Source organism: Rothia sp. HSID18067, from assembly GCF_003989445.1.
GTDB classification, from domain to species: domain Bacteria; phylum Actinomycetota; class Actinomycetes; order Actinomycetales; family Micrococcaceae; genus Rothia; species Rothia aeria.
Genome location: NZ_RBMF01000001.1, coordinates 221,362 through 243,067, shown reverse-complemented (window position 1 = coordinate 243,067; position 21,706 = coordinate 221,362). Strand labels below are relative to the sequence as shown.

Below are 21,706 nucleotides of genomic sequence, written 5' to 3'. Positions count from 1 at the left end.
GTGCGTTGAGCGGGGTAAGGGTGCATAGATCTGCAGCCCGCGTCCCTCTATTTTAGCGACCCCTGCAGCTCTTCGGCGTAGTGCTGGGAAACACTCTATGAGTTTATGTCATAAATACCCGTTACTTCCTTTTGAGCGAGGTTACCCTATGTGATACATACCTCTAATATTTCAAAAAGTTTTTTTGGAAAACCTCTTGTCAGCATGCCCGGACCGTGGGAAAGTTGATACGTCAAGTTCCCCCTCCGTTCGGGGGATGCTTTATGTCACACACCAAAAGTCAAACGCACGAAGTGCCCCGGTGCCAGTGCACTACTAAAAGATTGAAGGAGGTCCAGCTGTGGATTGGCGTAGCCGTGCTGCTTGCTTGGATAAGGATCCCGAACTGTTTTTCCCCGTTGGAAACACCGGACCTGCCCTTTTGCAGATTGAAGAAGCAAAAACAGTGTGCCGTTCCTGTGAGGTAGTTGATGTCTGCCTGAAGTGGGCTATCGATACCGGTCAGGATTCCGGTGTTTGGGGTGGCACCAGTGAGGATGAGCGCCGCGCTATGAAGCGTCGTGCTGCTCGCGCCCGCCGCGCGTCCTAATCATACGCGCTACTACACACATACAGCTGAACGCGGCTCCCGAAGGGAAGCCGCGTTTTGTTACCCCAGCATAACTACGATAAAACTACTCTAGCCATATAGCTTGTAGTCTTAGGTGTTCTTAATTAAGCCGGGCACTAATAATCACCCGGGTACCAGCAGGCTCATGCGGCTCCCACCGAATAGAACCGTTGAGCTCACTAGCCACAAGGGTGCGCACAATCTGCATCCCCAGCCCCTCATTACCTGTGCTGGGCCGGTATGCTTCAGCCCCGGACTCCTCAATGGGCTCTCCCCCCATCCCTTGACCATCGTCAGTGATAATGACGGTGAGAGTGTCCTCACCCACCTCATTCATGGAACGAATTCCTTCTAGGGTGACCGTTCCAGCACCCCCATTAAGGCCGTGCTCCACGGCGTTGGCCACAACCTCATTAATAACAAGCGCCAAAGGGGTGGCAAACTGGCTCGGCAGATAACCGAACGACCCAAGAAGCCGGGTGTTAATCTCTTGTCCTGGGGAGGCGAGCTCTGCCGCTAAGTGAAACTGCCTCTCAACGAGTTCATCAAAGTTTACGTTCTGCGCGAGACCCTGCGAGAGTGCCTCATGGACGGTGGCGATCGTCGAAACGCGGCGCATCGCCTGCTCCAGTCCCTGTTTCGCCTCTCGGGTACTCATGCGACGGGCTTGTAGTCGCAGCAGTGCGGAGACCGTTTGCAGATTGTTTTTGACGCGGTGGTGAATTTCTCTAATAGTCGCGTCTTTTGTCATCAGCTCCAGTTCGCGGCGACGCAGCTCCGTCACATCCCGGCACAGCAGCAGCGCCCCGTGCCTTTCCACCCCCAATGGGGTGATTCGCTCCAGCGGGATGGCACGTAAAGTGATGCGAACTTTCCCAATGTGCAGTTCAGCACGGGCATCTTCACGGCCAGCCAGCACAAGCTGCAGAGTTTCATCAGCTTCCTCCCCCGCCGGGAGCATATCACGGGTAACGTTCGCTAAGTTCAGATCTTCTAGGTACCCTTCTAAGCCCATGCGGGCATACATTGAATTTGCATTGGGTGAGGCGAAGGTGACGTCTCCTGCGTCATTAATCAGAATGATACCGTCAGTAACTCGCGGGTTACCGCGTGTATTGTTCTCATGCGCCAACGAATCAGGCCAAATGCCTGCATGCACCATTTCGAGCATATTATTTGCGACTTTGTAATAAATATTCTCAGTGCGAGCTGGCTTACGACTCACCAAAGGAACAGTATGAACACTTAACAGGGCGATTGTGCGGCTATTACGCACTATAGGAACAACTTTAATCATCACCTCGGCTAGGCCTTCACTCGGCTCATCGTCCGCGAACGAGATAATGTTCTGTTCAGTCCAGGAGTGCAACGCTGCTAGACGCATCGTCTCTCCCATCGTCGTGCCAATCGGGTCGTGATGGAAAAGCGTATGCACGTTTGAAGGCCTCACGTGCGCGATAGCAGAGAAATTACTGGTGATCGACGGGCCCGACACACTATCGGGTACGCTACCGTCAGCCACCACATAGTCTGTAGGGAACCATAGCACCAAATCACTATGAGCCACATCGGCAATAATCTGCCACTCACCGATGATCAGGTGTATCCATTCGGTGTCTCCAGGGCCGAAATCGCCAGCGTTAAGAATGCTCTCTGTGAAAGACATAGCTATGCTCCTTAGGCTTAGGCGGGTTCTCCTATTCTACGGCGTCCAGCGTGTACAAACGTACAAGGCAGCACCGTACAGAGCCTAGTTTTTCTTCTTGCGGCCCCCGAAAAGACGGCTCAGAGTTCCCCCACTTTTCTCCGGCTGAAGAGGCTGGCTAGCAGCATCCTGCTCAGGCTGTGCCGGTGCCCCATGATATACAGGCATAGGATTCTGCTGCTGATTTGTGTCAACAACCGGCGGGCGAATAGGAGCAGGGGCAGGCTCATGTGCAGACGGTGAGGCAGGCACAGCTACTTGAGGTTGTTTGTATCCAGAAGCGATATCTAGCTTACGATACAAGTCATTGATCCCTCGCGTCAGTGGGCTTTTAGGTGCACACTCCTGTAGGGTTTGGCCGCGCATCCACGCCTTATCGAGTGATTTACGATCATACGGCAAGAAGCCGGTTAGCCCCACGCTCGGTCCGAACCTCTCCCAGGCGCGGCGCAGCTCACCAACTGTCCCGTGTCCGCTCGCGTCGGAACGCACCTTGCACAGCCACAGATCGATACGGGTCAGCGGAGAAATATCATACGGCCCGTCTCGCAGCTGCTCATACGCCTGTATCAGTCGGGGTACACCAATGACATCAGCATTACCAAGCATCACAATACGATCGGCCTTCTCAAGAGCGGTGATAGCTGCCCCGTTTCGCAGGGGAACCGGGCCGTCATAACTGAGCTCTTCGTCAGCCTCAATACACGATGCGACGTCAATTATGAGCACATCGTACCGTGTGGCGAGCCAGTCAATGCTTGCTGCTAATGACTTAGCCCGTAACTCGGGCCAGCGGTTAGCCCGGGTAATACCGCTCAAAAAGTCAATACTGTACTTCCCTAACGCCACCGAGCACAGTGCCTCACGGGCATTCTGCTCGGTCAGAGAAGCCCGATCCGCAAAATGGCACATCTGCGATATGCCGGAGTATTCGTCCAAAAGCCCCAGCAGAGGACTCAACGAAGGATTGTAAGTATCGGCATCAATAAGACAAACTTTCAGCCCATCAGCAGCGGCTGTGGATGCCAGGTTCAGGGCCAATGTACTACGCCCAGGAGCCCCAGCTGTGCCCCAAACAGTAAGAACAGTCCCACGGCGGGGCTGTATGGTGTTGGCAGAGGAGATCCCCGGCTGCTGCGCATTCTGCTGGTTATACATACTGTTCTGGCTGTAGCTGGGCGGCTGATAGCCTTGGCCTTCATTCCCAAGGGCGGGCATCTGCTCAGCAGGAACCGTATGCCATTCGGCAGAAGGCTGAGGCGGCATCGCATAGCCGGTTGCATCAACGGGAGCCGTATACCCAAAGCTATCCTGGGGCGCCTGTCCCGAGTATGGAGCAAACCCCTGGGAGGTTTCCTGCCCGAACTGGCCGGTATCTGAGGCAGACTCGTACCCCCACGGTTCAGGCTGATCCTGATACTCCTGCGGCTCGTAGGGAGATGGTACACCTGGCTGTTCCTGTTCCTCCCATTGACCAAGGTAACCCGTTTGTTCGTCGATATTCGCCTCATATGGAGGCTTAGGGTATTGCTGCTGTTGCTCGGCAGATTCTGCTTTTTCCGACTGGGTGGTATCCGCCTTTTGGCGGGCAGAGTCTATTTCGGCGCAGCTTGTATCAGGCTGGGTGGGGTCAAAACCGTTCAGGATGGCGGCTGCCTCATTAAGTACTGCCTCTTCAGGGTTGAGTTCCGCCGCCTGCTGTTGTGGTGTGAGCGTGTGTTTTTCCTCAGTATTAGTGGCTTCTGCACCACTATTATCAGCATCGTTTGTTAATAGTTCAGACGAGTCATCCGATGCAATCACTTCCGTGACCTCACGGGCTGCTTTTTCGGCTTGAGGGTCGTATCGGTAAGCGCGGTAGGTTACATATATCTGAGGGTTCTGTGGAGCGCTCTCAGGCTCCGTGTTCCCTATAACCGTGGTGGGCTCTTCAATGGGCTCGACTGTGTAGTTGTGGGGCTGAGGCGCCTCAGGGGCTTCTACAGGAGCCTGCTGTGTTTGCGGAATGCTATATCCGTAGGCAGCGTCATACCCGTACCCATCAGGTGAGGCCGCAAGCTGTGGACGTGGCTGTTCCCCCACAGCAAGTATGGTGCCTAGAGAGGCCTGTTCTAGAGTATTGAGAACGTCAGCCAATTCAGCATTAGAATCCACCCAGTATGTCCCAAACGGCAGTTTATCTCGCGGGTCAGCGATTATAACAACCCGTACTTCGGCCTCAGCTAGGGTCGCGACCATAGAGGCAGTAAGGTCCGTGACGGGCACCGCGCATAGTAATACCCGTGCGATTCCGGTCTGTGCGAACCCCAGAGCCTCTGCTAGGTCATCAGTGGTGCGCGCAACGCTCACGGCGCCACGCTGTGATTCTATACCGTGCAGCAGAGTTCCATCGTCCCCATAGAGAATGACGGGTATGTTCATTTAATTTCCCCTTCCGAGGGCAACGGGGACAAGAGTGATCTTTGCTTCACTACCGTTCGCTTCAACAATACTGGATACGGCGTTAGGATTCACCCACAGTTGCACTGTCGCTTTGCCGTTCGCCCCAAGAACGCTTTCTTCCTTTGAGATACTGGATATTTCGGCACCGCTAACAATGGGAGAAGAGCCGTTGCTCCCCTGGCTTTCAGAGGAAGGACTTGCCGAGGCAGAGGGATTATCCCGCGAATCGCTACTCGCTGAAGCAGATGGCTGAGGAGACGGTTGCGGCGCGGTGGCAACAACGGTGTCACGCTGCACAGCCCATACGTCTACCTGCTCTCCCGCTTTAAGCGCGGAGGCCGAGCCACGGTCAATGGTCACGGTAACTAGTCGGCGATTTTCTCGCACGTTAGTACCTGTAGAGTCTTTCCCTATAATCTCACCGCTGGCAATATACCGGGTTGCCATCAAATCGCCTTTATTGATCTCTTCAGAAGTGATGTATCGCTCTGAGGATGAGCCTAAATTGGCGTCGACCGGAGTCAGCATGTCGGAAGTAATCTTATCGCCTACATGGATATCACTTTTAGCAGCATAATACTGTGTGGTGTGGTTATTGAGCTGTATAACTGCGATAACACCGACTATGGAAACCAGAATAAGCAGGATACCCATCAGGAGCTTAGGATCTTTAATACCGGGACGCTGCAGACGAGCTGAGGGCTCGCGCTGTTCGGAAGTGTTACTAACCGGAAGATCTCTGTGCATTGGTAAGTTTATGCCTTTCAGGGGATTCCCAGGCGTGACTCTGGGAATATAAAGGTGGTTTTTTGCAGTTGGTGAGTCTGCGTAGACTTCTATCTCAGCATAAAGTGGTATCATAAAGCAAGTAATGGCCTATAAGGAGTGTAATATATATTCATTCACCTCTCAGACCTCGGAGGTGATGAAGGATTGCCTGCATACATAAAGCCTCTAAGAACAGGATTTTGGTGTAATACCCCGTAAAATGCTGGTGTTAGAGAATCCTTTAGCCTATACTTGAAATTGAACAGCAGAATTTTCTCTTGAAAATAATGCCCACCCCTAGAGAAGTAGGACTTACCACAGAAAGGATGCCTACGATGACTGCCCCTCGTTTTCTCACTTTGAGCGATGTTGCAGATGAATTACAGGTTTCTCTTAGCCAGGTGCGCGCGCTCGTTCGTAGTGGAGAACTACCCGCCATTCAGATTGGTGGCCGTAATCAGTGGCGCATTGAACGCACTCGTTTTGAAGAATATATTGACGAGCGCCACTCACAGACTGTGGAAGCTATCGCTTCCGGCAAGATGTCCGCAACCCGCGTTAAGGTTGATTAGTCTTCTAGCTGCGGGCAACCACAGCACCTATAAGGGGCGTAGGGATAATCCTTACGCCCTTTTGTGCACCCCGCCAAGAGTCTGAACGCGGGTATTCCCCACCGGTCAGCACCTTCAACTCCACAAAATCGGCACCAACACGTTCAATAACACCCTCACACACAACCCCACCATGCGCCATGTAGATCTTTACGAGTTCACGCGAAGTCGCCAAAGCACGTAAAGCCAAGGGCAGAGTCAAACGGTACACCTTCTGGCGCACATCCGCACGCAATGCAAGCTCAGAACCTTCCCACCACAGCACGCCCTGCAGCGGCAATATAACGCTCTCCCCCATAGCATTGACCTGCACCCAACCATCCCCCACAGACTCCAAAAGTCCTTCCCGAACTCTAGTGTCGGCACCACAAATGCGTATAGACCCGCCCAAATGAGCCGAAAGTCGTTCAACCATGGTGACGGATGAGTAGGCGCTTCGCGCAGTTTGGCGGGCATCCAGCTCCAAATCGCGGACCCGCTCCGCCGCCAAACGTACCTCAAGATCCCGGAAGACTTTTTCAAATCGCATAGTACTGAGCCTAGGACACAGGAGGTCAAAGCGCAATCTAGCAACAACGGAACCCCTTCAAGGGCATTCCGAAGGTAGCAAACAAAAATAAACTATAAAAAATTACCTATTAGCTTTACAAACACCCTCTTTATAGTGGATAGTAGTTATAGAATCAAAAAGCATCAAACAACATGATTGGAGGATAATTGTGATACAAAGGGACACAAAGGTTGATGCAGAGGTTATTCTTAGCGTGTCCATCCCTGTACTTGCCGTATGCACCGGAGCGTCCTCTCTCTTCACCAGCACACTTTTTACCACCCAAAATATTGCCAGTGCTGCCCTGTACTGCACATTTATTGCGGCACTTGCCGTACTTGGATGGTGGCTCCTCAGCTGCGCATTCGCTATACGCTACCTGTACCGCATTCGTTCGGGCCTTACCCAGATAGTTAATCGTGATGAACGCGGAACACTACTACTCCCCCGTTTTATGCGCAATGCAGTGCTTACCCTGGGCGGTATTTCCCTTGGGCTAGGAGCCGTACTTTCCCCAGCCCAGGCCGCCCAACAAACGGAGACGGCAAGCCTATCTCCCCAATCTGCACCAGTCAGCGTATCCGCCCCAGCCCTTGTCGGAACGCCAGCCACCACCACAGCCACAGTAAACACTGCGGCGGTGGAGAGAACGGAGCCCACCCCCTTCTACCCGCCCACCAAGCAGCAAACCGGCCCAACACTCAGCCCATTCTTTGGTGGCGGAACAGGAACACCACATGTACAGCCAGCATCAGCTCAGCAAGGCAGTGAATACGTGGTGGTTCGCGGGGATTGCTTGTGGAATATTGCGCAACGCATTCTAGGCCCTAATGCATCAAACGCAACCATACTAGAGTACACAGTACGTATACACCAAAATAATCGCAGCACCATCGGGGATAACCCAGACTTAGTTCTTCCAGGACAGCGAATTCTATTGCCCTCATAAAACTGACAACAGACCGCATGTTTTGCACCGATAAGGAGACAACCAATGAGCACTCTCTACGCTAACTTCCACCACGACCGTCATCGGCAGACCGCTGGGCAACACATCCAGCCCGAGAAAAAACCACGTGCGGTACAGATGCACGCTGCCAAAAAGATCGATGCAGAACACAACCCGCTCATCCCAGCAGACCACCATGCAACGGCCAGCACGCACACAAACCTGCGTTATGCTCCCAGTGGCTTTACCCTGTTGCCTATCACCGACTATGCCCAAGAAATTATGGGTACCCCAGATGCCAACCGGCCAGCACGGGTTAAAATCCGCAAACCCCGGCGAACTGGGCGCCCACTCAAACGTTCAGATTCCGCAGCCCGCTCGGTGGAGATACTCTGTTCGGGCCTGTGCCTGGGGATTGTTGAAATGCTCGCAGGGCACCGCACCCTTGAACAATTCCGTAAATGGTTTTCCCCCAGCTGCTGCGCAGAGCTGCAGGCCCTCGGGCAGACAATACGCTCTCAGAGGTCACAGACTCGACGAACCGCAACCCCCCGTGTGCTGCGCTCCCGCGCACAGAAAGTTGATAATGCCAAAGGCGGCTACGAAGTCACCCTTGTAGTGCACGACGGGGTGAAAGTGCGTGCCATGGCAATGCGCGTTATCGAACGCTATTCAACCTGGCATATCACCACTGTCGAATACCGCTAGAAAACCTCCAAAGGGCTCCCAGAAAGATATACCTTTCCGGGAGCCCTTTGGAGGTTGCGGTGCACTCAGCTTACGACTTTTTATTCACCACGCGAACGCTCGTGCCGCCATCCTCGCTAGGTGCTGAATACTGCAAGAACTTCGGGCGGCTTGGGGTCTGCAGCTGCACGGCAGAAGCCTGAGTGCGCTGCTTGGACAAGTCTAGATTGAACAAATAAGTGACGGTCTCCTCACGGATGGCCCCCAGCATATCCTCATACATACCGTACCCTTCACGCTGGTATTCAACCAGCGGGTCACGCTGGGCCATTGCGCGCAGCCCGATACCTTCCTTCAGGTAATCCATCTCGTACAGATGCTCGGGCCAACGTTCGCCGATCACCGAAAGCATCACGCGGCGCTCAATTTCACGCATCGCTTCTGCCCCAACGCTCTCCTCACGCTCCGAATAGGTCACGTGAGCATCGGATAGGATTTCTTCCACCAGCAGGTCACGGGTGATCTGGGTGCGGTCCCCCGCTTCCTCAGCGATATCATCCACAGTCAGGCTAATGGGATAAATGGTCTTCAGTGCATCCCACAGATCCTCAAAGTCCCAGTCTTCCGCGTGCCCCTCGGCAACACGGGCATCAATGGCACTGGTAATTACCTCATCAATGAACCCGGAAATCTGATCCTTCAAATCATCCCCGTGCAGAATCTGCGCGCGGTCTTTATAAATAGCCTCACGCTGGCGGTTAAGCACATCATCATACTTGAGCACGTTCTTACGCTGCTCAGCGTTACGGCCCTCAACATTCGCCTGCGCATTAGCAATAGCGCGAGAAACCATCTTTGAATCGATTGACGAATCGTCGGGTGCCATAGACATAAGGCGCGTAGCCGCAGTCGTATTAAACAGACGCATCAGATCATCCGCCAAAGACAGGTAGAAACGGGACTCGCCCGGATCTCCCTGACGGCCCGAACGGCCGCGTAGCTGGTTGTCGATACGACGGGATTCATGCCGCTCAGTACCCAGCACATACAAGCCGCCGAGCTTCTTCACCTCATCATGTTCTTTCTTAGCCGCCCGCTCGCACTCTTCAAGCACCTGCGGCCAGCGGGCCTCATAAGCCTCAGAGTTTGTGTTCGGATCCAGCCCAAGCTGACTCATCTTCTCAACGGCCTCGAACTCGGGGTTGCCGCCAAGCATAATATCGGTACCACGCCCGGCCATATTAGTTGCCACAGTCACCGCGCCCTTACGGCCCGCCTGTGCCACGATATGCGCCTCGCGCTCATTATTTTTCGCGTTCAGCACCTCATGACGCACGCCTTCTTTCGACAGCTGGCGTGAGAGGTACTCCGACTTCTCAACACTGGTGGTACCCACCAGTACTGGCTGGCCCTTCTTATGACGCTCTTTAATGTCCCGCACCACGGCGTTGAACTTGGCGACCTCATCCTTGTACACCTTATCCGGGTTATCGATACGGTGCACACCCTTATTAGTGGGGATAGCAACCACGCCCAGTTCGTAGGTGCTCATGAACTCGGCGGCCTCAGTCTCTGCGGTACCGGTCATGCCTGCGAGCTTATCGTACATGCGGAAGTAGTTCTGCAGGGTCACCGTGGCCATTGTCTGGTTCTCGGGCTTAATCTCGACGCCCTCTTTGGCCTCAATCGCCTGGTGGATGCCGTCGTTATAACGGCGGCCCGGCAGGATACGGCCGGTGTGCTCATCCACGATCAGCACCTCACCGTCCACCACCACATAGTCCTTATCGTTGGTGAACAGCTCTTTTGCCTTAATTGAGTTATTCAAGAAACCAATCAGCGGGGTATTTTTCGACTCGTACAGGTTCTTCACGCCTAGGTGATCCTCAACCTTATCAATACCCGATTCAAGGATGCCGACGGTGCGTTTCTTCTCGTCCACCTCATAGTCTTCACCCTTCTTCAGGGTAGTCTTAGCGATGCGGGCAAACTCGGCGTACCAGCGGTTCGCTTCCCCCGCAGCCGGACCGGAGATAATAAGTGGGGTACGCGCCTCATCAATCAGGATCGAATCGACCTCATCAACAATCGCGAAGTTATGCCCACGCTGCACCTGCTCCTCAGCCGTCCAGGCCATATTATCGCGCAGATAGTCGAACCCGAACTCGTTGTTCGTGCCGTAGGTGATATCAGCCTCGTACTGTTTACGACGCTCCTCAGAATCCATTGAAGAAAGAATAACCCCGGACTCCATGCCCAAGAAGCGGTATACGCGGCCCATCAGGTTTGCCTGGTACTCCGCAAGATAGTCGTTCACCGTCACCACGTGCACGCCCTTACCCGAAAGAGCGTTCAGATATGCGGGAAGAGTCGCCACAAGAGTCTTCCCCTCACCGGTCTTCATCTCGGCAATATTCCCCAGGTGCAGGGCGGCGCCACCCATAATCTGAACATCGTAGTGGCGTTTACCAAGGGTACGTTTGGATGCTTCACGCACCACAGCGAAAGCCTCCGGCAGCAGAATGTCGAGAGACTCACCGTCTTCCAGGCGCTCTCGGAAATTATCGGTTTCGGCGCGTAGCTCGGCATCAGTAAGTGAAGCGAAGCTATCTTCAAGCGAGTTCACCGCCTTGGTGTACTCCTCCAATTGCTTCAGAATCTTCTTGTCGCCGGTGCGGAGGATTTTCTCCAGGAAAGATGCCACTGCCCATTGCTCCTTGTAATCATCACGTACTCCCCAACGGGCACGCCAAAGCGAACCCCGGTTGAGGCTTTCCTAACTATTGTAGGGCAGAGCCACCTAAATGACGGATTCTACGTCAATATTATTCGTAGAGCGCACGAAATCCCACACCGGATGTTACCCGCACCATAGAAAAAGGCTCGGGGTGGGAAAACCCGCCCCGAGCGCAACGAACTCTAAAACCCCTGCTTACTCATCGGTCAGGGTAATAATGCCGTAGCTCCAACCCTTACGGCGGTATGCCGCTGCCGGGGCTCCGGTCTCCTTGTCAATGTAAAGGTAGAAGTCGTGACCCACCAATTCCATATGATCCACAGCCTCCGCCGGGCTCAGACGCTCACCCGGGAAGCTCTTATGACGGATCTCAAGGGGTGAAGCTGCCTCATCACTGAGCGTCACCTCGGTTGTGTCGAAAGCCGCCTCTTCAACAGGAACATCCGGAAGCAGGATCTCAGTAATAGCGGTCTTACCCACCACCGGTATCGAGCCAGTAGCATCCGCAACGGATACAGGATGCTTGCCGCCGTGCTTACGAAGCTTACGACGATCCCGTGCACGACGCAGACGCTCCAAAAGCTTGCCGTAGGTTTCATCGAAGACCGCGAACTTATCGGGACCTTGAGACTCAGCGCGAAGCACCGGACCGCGCCCAATCACAGTAATTTCAACACGAATAACATTGCCGCCGAGATGGCCATCCTTGGTGAACTTTACGTCAATATCGCTGACATTATCACCGAGCTTTTCGAACTTTTGCACCTTGTCTTCGACATAATCGTGCAGACGTTCCGAAACTTTGATGTTGCGTCCGTAGATGTTGACTTCCACGATACTTTCCCTCCGGTTTGGGGGCTTTGTACCGCACCCGGTTGGGTTCGGCACCGGGAACCCGTCTTTGAGGTTCCTTGCCCCCATTTTAGTACAGATTTATGGTGCATGTCACCGGACACCACCGAATATTTTAGAGAAAGAAAAAACTCACACGTACCGCTCAGGTTAGACTATGCGACTAGCTCATCACCCTGTGTTTTCAAGGGTACAGAGGCAAGCGTAGCCACCCCCAACGGGAGTATACCCGCCTGGCGTAACGCGCGTACCGCCTCGACAGCAGTGGCCCCAGTAGTCAGCACATCATCACACACCAAACACAGCATTCCTGCAGGGGCCGCACCCGAGACACGCATCATTCCCCGCATTCGACGAGCACGCTCTGAAGCGCTCAGCCCCTTCTGCCCGCCCGAAGAACCAGCACCAGCGAAAGAAGCCCATGAAGCGCGCACCCGCAGCACCGGGGCAACCGACACCCGAACCCCCAAACGACGCGCCAGAGGCCGATCCCGGACCCGGCGAGCCGCCTCATCCGCTAACTCCCGCGCCGGAGAATAACCGCGGCGACGCACGCTCGCAGGCGACGACGGGGCAGGAACCAAGTGCAGTGTATCCCCTGGAGCTATCAGCCCGGTACGATAAGCAGCCCAAAGGTGCGCCTCCACTACTGCCGCCAACGGTTCGCCCAACTCTGCAAGAGTATCAAGCCGACCAGCGTTCTTAAACGCCAAGATAGTGCGCGTCACCTCAGCCTCATAACTACCTGCCGTCAGGACAGGTGGGAGCCGATACTGCACCAACGGCTGATACGGCTGCGCAAGCCGCTCCTGCACACGAGACGAACAGTCAGTACACAGCCCGCTGCGCTGCGGCACAACCCCCGCTTTCTGCGGCTGCTTCAAAGCATCGCCTCTCCGCAGAAGAGCTGTGCCCCCAACACCGCAACAGGCGCAGGTCGCGGGAAAAAACAGCTCCCACAGGGCGTAGGCACTGTTCAACGCTCCCGTTGCCGCATTCGCCCTTTTACGTTGGGGCGTCCCGCTGCCGCCCACACTCTGGCTCACGGTTTACCCCGCGAATGACATCTCACGCGTAGACGTATTCAGACGGTTCCAGCCGCGCTCCTCCAGCACATAGCATGACCCGTCAGAGCGATGCGCCAGCATATTGCTGGTATTCCCAGCAGCCGAGACCGATTTCACCCCGTCGAGGCGATCAAATTTTGTCTCTTCACCGCTGAGAGTCGTCACCTCAGACTCCCCAGTTTTATCGTTGACCACCACAAGATTCTGCTCACCGGCCCACACGGCTGTACGCGGAGTAATTGATGAGGTCACCCGCACCGGCTCCGTAAAGCCTTTCGGGGTTCCCGAACTGTCACGGACAACACCCGACATCACCACAGCCGCCGTACCATCACGAGTACCAACCACCACCACGCGGGCACCATCGTGCGAGATCCGCAGGCTGCTAAAGGTCATCCCGCTCCGCCATGATACCGGAATCTCAATGCCCTTAGATCGCTCCTTCTCATTCGTTGATGCCGCGTTATAAGCCCGTACAGCCCCGTCACTTTCAGCCACCCACAACCAGCCAAACGAATCAAAACTGGGGGCAGTCATCTTCTTATTTTTCACCAGGTACTGCCCCTTACCGCCCGAGAAGAAATACAGGCTGCGGCCTGTATCCCCCAGACAAGCGAGCGCCGTACCATCATAGTTAATCGCAGGGTCCGAGGCATCAGTCACCGACTCAGTACCAGTTGTCTCTGGCTGCTGGCTCAGATAATCCTCACGGATTACCAGCTTCCCGTCTTCAAGACCCACAACACGCTTACTGATCTCAGGGCTCATGGGGGCCTCCTGAAAACCAGTTGGGGCGTCCTCGCTCACCACCGATCCGTTATAGGTTAGCTCAAACTTATTAACAGACGAGAAATTGCTCAGTACATACCCCACCTGCTGGCGCAGCCGGGCACGGGTAACAGCATTGAGCACCGGGCCGTTAATGTGTATTTTTGCGTCCCGGTCAGAAACTTCAGCACGCTCCAAACTCATGCCCTCCACGAGGGTGGAAGCCGTTACTTCCTTCAAATACGATGCGGGCCCACCCATTACCGTCTGCAGCAGAATCCCCAACTGCCCATCACGGTGCGCGAACCAGCGGATATCGGGCACCGCATGAGTGTACATTGAATTATAAAAATACAGGCGGTAGGGGCTGAACACCCGGTCAAACTCAACGCTATCAAGCCATAACCCGTCGGGGCAGGCTTCAATACGCCACTGCCCCTCAATCTGACGGAGCTTAAAATCAAAAGTTTCTAGTGTCTCAGCAAAACTACTGGTCAGGCCCTGTTCACTCACCAAAGTAGTCTGCTGAAAACGTGCTCGATACACCCCTGAAGACGACTCATCGGCGCTCACCTGGGCGGTATTACGGTACACCCTGGTCGTTGTAGTCGGGTTCCACTTGCCTTTAAAGTCTGAGGTCAGAAACTGCCGCGCAACCGCATAGTTATCGGCACTATCCACCCCGGCGTGAATAAACCCTTCAATAATGGCCTCCGGGGGTGCGTCTTCCTGCGGTCCGACCGCATGAATCGCTTGGTTCTTATTTTCCCGCACCTCCAGCTTATCGCTGTACCGGTGCACATTTTTAGAGGTTGGGATACCCGCGCAGGCGCCCAGAAGCACGGTAGCCGCCGCAGCAGCACCCACTCCCAAGAAACGACGACGGCTAGCTGAGCTGGAGACAATGCCGGTGACGGCAGAAATGTTCTGTTGATTCATTCAGGGCACTCCATCACTCACTGAACAGGCGGGTTAAAAGGTTGTTCGGATTCCTCCGCAGCAGGGCGAGAAGCAGCAGGTAACGTATTTCCTGCCATCGCGCCCTTAACAGGCATGTACTCGGGCTCACCGGTCAGAAGCACCGGGGAGGGCCCCATCTGCTGCCCGTGCACCAGCGGCAGGGTCAGCCGGAAACTCGCACCACGGCCCTTAATACCCCACGCCTCAATGGTGCCGCTGTGCAGGCGCACATCTTCGGCAGTGATCGACAGGCCCAAGCCCGTACCGCCCAGGGTACGTTTCCGGGAAGTATCGGCACGCCAGAAACGGTTAAATACCTGCGTCGCCTCTTCATCGCTCAAACCAATACCATGGTCACGGACGGTGACGCCCAACGCCGTCTCGCTGGTGGCAATATATACGTCAATGGGCTTCGACTCGCCGTGCTCAATAGCGTTAAACAGCAGGTTGCGGAGCACACGCTCAATACGCACCCGGTCCACATCCACCATAATCTGCTGCTGACTAGTGTGAATATTAAGTTTAGTGCCCGTGCGTTCAAGGTGTGGCAGGGCCTCCTCAAGCACATCCACCAGAATACGCATAAAGTCATGCGTATCGATATTCGGCAGGGCGCTACCGGCATCAAACCGGGAAATTTCGAGCAGGTCAGCCAACAAATCCTGGAACCGTCCCACCTGATTATGCAGCAGCTCCACACTTCGGCTCTGCACGGGTGTGAAATTCTCCCGCCCATCATACAGCAGCTCGGTACTTAGCTTCACGGTAGACAGCGGGGTGCGCAGCTCATGAGAAACGTCTGACACAAACCGCTGCTGCAAAGTCGATAGCCGCTCAAGCTGCACAATCTGCTGCTGCAAACTATCGGCCATCTTATTAAACGAAATACCTAATCGAGCCGCCTGGTGTTTACCATCAACACTCACCCGCTGGTCAAGATCCCCAGCGGCAAGTTTCTCCGAGGTAATCGCGGTCTGGGTAATGGGGCGCACCACCATGCGGGTCACAACCCACACAATGCTCAGCACCACCAGCAACAACGCAATAAAGCCAATGCTCAATACGAAATTAATGTGGGTAATCGTGTTCGCCGAATCCCGCAGATCATACACGGCAAACAACCCATAATTAGGGTTCTGCGGAATGGTAATACTGGTTCCCACAATCAGTGCCGGGTAGGTCTGGTCCCCCACCGTCACATTCTCAGTCTGCCAGTAAATACCCTGATTATCCCGCACCGTGTCCCGCAGCGAGGCCGGAATTGCCGAGGAAGTCAACGCGCTATCGCTACTTTGTTCCGGCACGAAACCACGTTTCGTCTGGCCATTGAGCGGCAGCAGAATCCACTGACGTTTATCGTCGCCGCCAGCATCCATCAGGGGCAGGTAGCGGCGCACATCGCGGTTAATCTCGCTATCGCTGCGGGCCTCTGAAGAATCCAGCACACTCTGCACATTCACAAAACCCTTATTGGACTCCTCAAGAGCCTGGGTTTTCTTATTTTCAAAAAGAGAAGTTGCGATCTGGTTCGACAGGGAGGAACCCACCAGAATAAACGCCATAATCATGAGGATGCCCGCACTGCTGAGGCTGCGAAACTGCAGGGACCGTTCCCACAGGTTACGCATGGCCCGTATCGGTGAGACTCGCCGCCGTTTCTTTTTCTTCTTCTCACCGGTATGCTGCTGCTCGTAAGGTAACGACACAGCCTCGCCGGTGTTCCCCTGCGGTTGATGCGGGGGCGCTTCGGCGTTCGTGGTGTAGACGCTCATCTCTACTGGTTACTTCCAGCCTGGGGCGACCCCGCCGCCGGTACAGTCGGCAAAGATGAGGTGGTTGAAACCGACCCGACGCTATCGAGAGGAACTTTATATCCCACCCCGCGCACGGTCTGAATCACCTGCTGCGCTCCCAGTTCAGAGAACTTAGCGCGCAGACGCTGCACATGCACGTTCACCAAAGAGTCGCTCACGTCGCTGTAGCCCCACACGATCTCCAGCAGCTCCTGGCGGGACAGCGCTTGACCGGGGCGGCGCACCAGCGCAGCCAACAGATCGAACTCAAGCGGCGTCATGGGGATCTCAGTGCCATTGTAGGTGACGGTACGTCCGTCCATGTCCATCACCGTGTCTCCGATACGAACCACCAGCTGGCGGCTCTCACGCGGACGCAAACGGGTACGGATACGCGCCAGCAGCTCAATATGTTTGAAGGGCTTGGCGATATAGTCGTCGGCGCCAGCTTCAAGTCCCTTCACCACGTCCTCGGTATCGCTCTTGGCAGTGAGCATAATAATCGGCACATTAGATGAGGCACGAATCTGTTCACACACCTCAATACCGTTCTTACCGGGGAGCATTAAATCAAGAAGCACCAAGTCGGGGCTGTACCGCATAAACACTTCGAAGGCGCGGGCCCCGTTTTCGCAGAACTGGGCGTTATACCCTTCCTGGGCTAGTACGATGCCGATCATCTCGGCAAGCGCATCATCATCATCAACAACCAGGATGGTGGGTGTTGAAACAGTCACGGCTTCCTCCTGCGAATGTGCTTGGTGTACCAATCTATCGTAGCTTGATTGGGGGGCCTCTTCGCAATATAGGCGATTTTTACCCCCTCGCACAACTATTTTCAGCCAGAAAGCTCGGCAAGAGCCTGAGCGGCTTCGGCGGTGCGGGCCATGGCGGCGGTTGCCTCTGCCACGTCCCGTGAAAGGTTGCCCGCTGTTTCAGCCCGTTGGGTGAGAACCACATGCGCAAGCTGGGATCCGCCTAAGCCCAGCTCGCCCCAGACACGCCAGAATGCACGCACCTGATGCGGCACCGGGGTGTCGCCAATAGCAGGCAGCCACACGCGGGCGCCAGCATCAATGAGGGCAGCGACTATTTCAAAACGGCGCGGGTCGCTCAGCGGCGGCACCAGCATGGTGGTGTCAGAGACAGCATCCGGATCAATCATAAGCGCGGCAGGGGTATCTTCACCGCCGATAGTTTGCGCCAGCTCCAGCAGGTTGAGGCCCTTCTGCCCTGCCGCGGCCGGGATATGTGAACCATTAAGGGTGTTCCCCAGCAGATTAAGCACCGGTGATGCCCCACAGTCCGTGATCGCCTCGGCGCAGGCCCGCAGCCCCTCTATAACCGTCGGGGCGGGTATGGAGCGGATACGCCGGAAACCGCTCACGGTGGGGATAGACCCGGCAATAATGCGGTGCAGGTCAGGCTCGTTAAGCTGCACCGCGATACGTCCATCCGGGGTATCGAGTGCCTGCCGCAGGGTTTCCAGTCGGTCGCGCAAACCGGCGAGCAGGCTTTCGCGTATGTCCCGGGTAGCTCCGGGGTCGCTAATGGCGCGTTCACCGCTGGGGAGATAAATACTTGCGGCAAGGGTATAAACGCCGGTGAGCTGAATCTTAAATATGGGTTCCCCGCCGCTGGCGTTACCGTTTGAGCGCCCGCCACGGCTGTTTTCTTGGCCCACCACATCGGCGAGCGCATTAATATCCGACTCGTAGGTGGCGTAAGCGAGCGCAGATTCACGACTTGCTGTGCCGGTGTGCGTCAGTCTCCACCCGTAGGATGCCCCTTCCGCGTGGAGCCCATCGAATGTTGCGATAGTTCGCGCCAGGGTGGTGGCACGCCAGCCGCGATGCGGCAGCTCGGGCAGGAACGGCAGGTGGGGATCTCCCAGTTCACCACGTACCCGGTGCAGGGCATCCACCATATCCGCTGTTGGGAAAGGCCCCAGGCCGCTGGCCTGTACGAAGGTGTGTTGGCCGCTGTTGGCAACGTCCCAGGCGTTTTCTTGTGTGGATTCTGGGGCGCGGTACTCCCCGGGCAGCAGTAACCGTGCGGGCGGTTCAGCTCGTTGCGGGGTACGGCGGGTGGGGCCCGGTGTCGACACTACTCTCCGCCTCCGCTGGGCAGGTCTTTGTCGTTGTGTTCGATGGCGATGCGCTCATGGTGGCGGATCACCTCGGAGATGATAAAGTTCAAGAATTTTTCGGCAAATTCGGGGTCAAGGCTGGATTCCTTGGCCATGGCACGCAGACGCCCGATCTGGGCTTCTTCCCGCCCGGCGTCTCCGGCGGGCAAGTTATGTTTAGCCTTGAGGACGCCCACCCGCTGGGTGGCGCGGAACCGTTCAGCGAGAATATGCACAAGGGCAGCATCGAAGTTGTCGATGGAGCGGCGCATGGCAAATAGTTCTTCGTATACCTCTGGCGCCACTTCCTCCCCCATGGAGGTGGCGTTCGGGTCGAATTCTGCGGTGCTCATGGTCGCTCCTAACGGTGCAGCCGCGTTTTATGCGGCGGTCTGGCGGATATCTTCACGGGCTAGGGAGTAGGCGCGGGCGATGGTGGACTGCCCAAGCACGCGGGTGCCTTGGTAGAGCACCATCGTCTGCCCGGGGGCCACCCCGCTCAGCCCATCTTTAAGGCGCACCACAGTTTCTAGGCGTAGCTGGCCTTCGGCGTTCTCATCGGTATTTTCCACCCACTGCAGGTGGGCGGTACCCCGCACAGGGTCGGCGTGGGCGCGTACCTGTGCGGTCACCTCAAATGTGGCGCTGCAGGCCCCAAGCTTGGGGTCTTGCCGCATAAAATCGGCTGCTTCTGCTACGGGTACGCCCGCCCAGGTGGCTCGGATACCGCGAATCTCGTCCACCGCCAGAAGCTCCCGGGAGCCGACGATTACCTCGTTCGTTTTGGGGCGGATTTCGAGGACGAAACGGGGTTTGCCGTCGGGGGCGGGTGTGCCAAGGGCGAGACCTTTGCGCTGCCCTACCGTGTATGCCTGCGCGCCGGGGTGCTCCCCCAGCACAGTGCCGGAGGTGTCTTTAATGAGGCCGGGGCGCATCTGGATGTGCTCACCCAGCCAGGCGCGGGTGTCGCCTTCGGGGATGAAGCAGATGTCATAGGAGTCAGGTTTCTTGGCGACGGAGAAACCACGGCGAGCCGCTTCTTCACGCACCTCGGCCTTAGAGGGGGTGGTAGCGAGGGGGAACCAGGCGTGCTTGAGCTGCTCGTGGGTCAGCACCCCCAAAACGTAGGACTGGTCTTTTGCCCAGTCGGCGGCGCGGTGCAGTTCACGGTTGCCGTCGTCGTTGGTGATAACTCGGGCGTAGTGCCCGGTAACGACGGCGTCGAACCCTAGCGAAACTGCTTTTTCAAGGAGGGCAGCAAATTTTATTTTTTCGTTGCACCGCATGCACGGGTTGGGGGTGCGTCCAGCCTCATATTCAGCGATGAAGTCATCAACCACGTCTTCTTTGAAGCGTTCTGAGAAGTCCCACACGAAGAAGGGGATGCCCAGCTGCGCGCACACGCGACGGGCATCCATGGAATCTTCAAGGGTGCAGCACCCACGGGAGCCGGTGCGGAGCGTTCCAGGCATGCGGGAAAGCGCCAGGTGAACGCCGACCACCTCGTGGCCTGCATCGACGGCGCGCGCAGCGGCTACGGCTGAGTCTACGCCGCCGCTCATAGCTGCCAAAATCTTCATGTTCAATCCTTTACGCGTTTCTGCTGGTGGTATTCGGGGTAACCGGGCTGTGGTTTGGGTGTCTTAGGTGTTATGGGGTGTACCGTGCTACGGTTGCGGCTGGCGCGTAAACTCTGATTCTACACTGGGTACCGGCCTTGGGCTCTACCAAGGGGCGCCTACCCGTACCATCGGGAGGCATCAGGCAGTTGGGAGGAGAGCCCCGCTTTAGCCGCCTGCGTGTAAGCATCGGGTAGGGCCGCCAGTAGTCGGGCGAGGTCTTCGCCAGTACTGGTGTGACCCAGGGTGAAACGTTGTGCGCCTCGGGCGGTGTCTTCGTCCATGCCCATAGCTAATAGTACGTGGGAGGGGCGGGTGACTCCCGCATTGCAGGCAGACCCGGTGGAGGCAGCAATACCCTGCATATCGAGAAGAAATAGTATGGTGTCCCCTTCGGCACCTTCGAAGGTGAAATGTGCGTTTCCGGGGAGTCGTTTCTGCCCGGGGGATGTTTCTGTCAGCGGGTCTATCCCGCTCAAATGTGCTTGCGGGATGAGCGCTCGGACGCTCTGTACCAGTTCGTTGCGTAGGGTTGCGATACGTTGGGTCTCTTCCGCCAGGTTCTCTGTGACGTGCGCGGCTGCCTCGGCAAAACCTGCAATGGCGGGGGCGTCGATGGTGCCTGAACGCACCGAACGTTCCTGACCTCCGCCGTGCAGGACGGGCGTCATATCTGCGGAGCGGGTGGCGATGAGGGCTCCCACCCCCATAGGCCCACCGATTTTATGCCCCGAAATGGCTAGGGTTGTCACCTGTGACTCTCGGAAGTTCACGGGTACCGCACCGAATGCCTGCACCGCATCAGAGTGCATGGGAATGCCGTATTCGGCGGCAAGCTGGGCAATCTCAGCAATAGGCTGGATGGTACCCACCTCATTGTTCGCCCACATGACGGTCACGAGTGCAACATCCGCGGGGTTTTTGGCGATGAGTTCACGTACAGTGTCGGGGTGCACGAGCCCTTGCGCATCAACGGGTATCCATTCAATAACCGCGCCCTGGTGTGTCTCTAACCATTCGCAGGTTTCTTCAACGGCGTGGTGCTCAATACTGGAGACGAGGATACGACGGCGCGCGGAATCGGCGCTGTGACGTTTCCAGTACATGCCTTTGACAGCGAGGTTATCAGCTTCGGTGCCGCCGGAGGTGAAGATCACTTCAGCCGCGTCGCAGCCGATGGCTTGGGCGATGCGTTCACGCGCGTATTCGACAGCGGCCCGAGCCTCACGCCCGATGGCATGCAGGGATGAGGGGTTGCCGCCGGTGCGCATCTGCTGCACCATCGCATCAATGGCGGCGGGCAGTATATCGGTGGTGGCAGCGTGGTCGAGGTACACGCGGTTAGCGGTCATGATGCTCCTGTGGGTTGTGTACTTCCCTATTCTAGCCGCCGTTGCATTATTGGGCGTGGGGTACGGGGCTGGTTTGCCGTGGGCTGAGCAGCCAGGGTGCACGCGCTA

17 protein-coding genes are annotated in these 21,706 nt (G+C 56.2%); 3 read left to right on the top strand and 14 right to left on the bottom strand.

Annotated elements, in window-relative coordinates:
• Positions 1–340: 340 nt before the first annotated feature.
• The gene (locus D8M23_RS01150) at positions 341–589 is read left to right on the top strand and encodes a WhiB family transcriptional regulator (RefSeq protein WP_006889167.1); all 249 of its coding nucleotides are present in this window, start codon (positions 341–343) and stop codon (positions 587–589) included.
• A 121-nt stretch (positions 590–710) separates the two neighbouring features.
• Here D8M23_RS01150 and D8M23_RS01145 read toward each other — a convergent pair whose 3' ends face one another.
• From D8M23_RS01145 to D8M23_RS01135, 3 genes are all read right to left on the bottom strand, one after another.
• Positions 711–2,276, bottom strand: coding sequence for a sensor histidine kinase (locus D8M23_RS01145; protein WP_006889139.1), 1,566 nt, complete (start codon positions 2,274–2,276; stop codon positions 711–713).
• Between the two features lie 84 nt (positions 2,277–2,360).
• A complete protein-coding gene (locus tag D8M23_RS01140) occupies positions 2,361–4,736 on the bottom strand; it encodes a hypothetical protein (RefSeq protein WP_126853200.1) in 2,376 nt (791 codons plus the stop codon).
• Entirely contained in the window at positions 4,737–5,504 is a 768-nt protein-coding gene (locus D8M23_RS01135) for an SAF domain-containing protein (RefSeq protein WP_006889172.1), read from the bottom strand. It abuts the gene before it with no gap.
• A 356-nt stretch (positions 5,505–5,860) separates the two neighbouring features.
• On the opposite strand from D8M23_RS01135, the gene D8M23_RS01130 reads away from it, so the two are divergent.
• Complete coding sequence (locus D8M23_RS01130) at positions 5,861–6,097, top strand: helix-turn-helix domain-containing protein (RefSeq protein ID WP_006889133.1); 237 nt, start codon at positions 5,861–5,863, stop codon at positions 6,095–6,097.
• A 4-nt stretch (positions 6,098–6,101) separates the two neighbouring features.
• On the opposite strand, the gene D8M23_RS01125 is transcribed toward D8M23_RS01130, so the two are convergent.
• Positions 6,102–6,665 carry a hypothetical protein gene (locus tag D8M23_RS01125; RefSeq protein WP_006889176.1) on the bottom strand — a complete coding sequence of 188 codons (564 nt, stop codon included), beginning with the start codon at positions 6,663–6,665 and terminating at the stop codon, positions 6,102–6,104.
• Between the two features lie 1,015 nt (positions 6,666–7,680).
• Between D8M23_RS01125 and D8M23_RS01120 the strand changes: the two genes are divergently transcribed.
• Positions 7,681–8,343 (top strand): Rv3235 family protein, encoded by a 663-nt coding sequence (locus tag D8M23_RS01120; RefSeq protein WP_126853199.1) that lies wholly within the window; start codon positions 7,681–7,683, stop codon positions 8,341–8,343.
• Positions 8,344–8,413: 70 nt separating this feature from the next.
• Here the strand turns inward: D8M23_RS01120 and secA are convergent, their stop codons facing one another.
• The 10 genes from secA to D8M23_RS01070 form a co-directional block, all read right to left on the bottom strand.
• Positions 8,414–11,026, bottom strand: a complete 2,613-nt coding sequence (gene secA / locus D8M23_RS01115) for a preprotein translocase subunit SecA (RefSeq protein ID WP_126853198.1) — start codon at positions 11,024–11,026, stop codon at positions 8,414–8,416.
• Between the two features lie 228 nt (positions 11,027–11,254).
• A complete protein-coding gene (gene hpf, locus D8M23_RS01110) occupies positions 11,255–11,893 on the bottom strand; it encodes a ribosome hibernation-promoting factor, HPF/YfiA family (RefSeq protein WP_006889156.1) in 639 nt (212 codons plus the stop codon).
• A 173-nt stretch (positions 11,894–12,066) separates the two neighbouring features.
• The gene (locus D8M23_RS01105; protein WP_161971636.1) at positions 12,067–12,795 is read right to left on the bottom strand and encodes a ComF family protein; all 729 of its coding nucleotides are present in this window, start codon (positions 12,793–12,795) and stop codon (positions 12,067–12,069) included.
• A 165-nt stretch (positions 12,796–12,960) separates the two neighbouring features.
• Positions 12,961–14,685, bottom strand: coding sequence for an LpqB family beta-propeller domain-containing protein (locus D8M23_RS01100; protein WP_126853194.1), 1,725 nt, complete (start codon positions 14,683–14,685; stop codon positions 12,961–12,963).
• Positions 14,686–14,702: 17 nt separating this feature from the next.
• Positions 14,703–16,478, bottom strand: a complete 1,776-nt coding sequence (gene mtrB, locus D8M23_RS01095; protein ID WP_023134049.1) for an MtrAB system histidine kinase MtrB — start codon at positions 16,476–16,478, stop codon at positions 14,703–14,705.
• 2 nt (positions 16,479–16,480) lie between these two features.
• Positions 16,481–17,236 (bottom strand): MtrAB system response regulator MtrA, encoded by a 756-nt coding sequence (gene mtrA, locus D8M23_RS01090; protein ID WP_006889219.1) that lies wholly within the window; start codon positions 17,234–17,236, stop codon positions 16,481–16,483.
• A gap of 101 nt (positions 17,237–17,337) precedes the next feature.
• Entirely contained in the window at positions 17,338–18,606 is a 1,269-nt protein-coding gene (locus D8M23_RS01085; RefSeq protein ID WP_126853193.1) for a methionine synthase, read from the bottom strand.
• Positions 18,606–18,980: a chorismate mutase gene (locus D8M23_RS01080; RefSeq protein WP_006889175.1), complete on the bottom strand. Its 375-nt coding sequence runs from the start codon at positions 18,978–18,980 to the stop codon at positions 18,606–18,608. The genes D8M23_RS01085 and D8M23_RS01080 overlap by 1 nt, the downstream gene beginning before the upstream one ends.
• A gap of 27 nt (positions 18,981–19,007) precedes the next feature.
• Positions 19,008–20,207 carry a tRNA 2-thiouridine(34) synthase MnmA gene (gene mnmA / locus D8M23_RS01075; protein WP_126853191.1) on the bottom strand — a complete coding sequence of 400 codons (1,200 nt, stop codon included), beginning with the start codon at positions 20,205–20,207 and terminating at the stop codon, positions 19,008–19,010.
• A 158-nt stretch (positions 20,208–20,365) separates the two neighbouring features.
• On the bottom strand, positions 20,366–21,598 hold the full coding sequence (locus D8M23_RS01070; protein WP_126853189.1) for a cysteine desulfurase family protein: 1,233 nt from the start codon (positions 21,596–21,598) through the stop codon (positions 20,366–20,368).
• Positions 21,599–21,706: the final 108 nt, after the last annotated feature.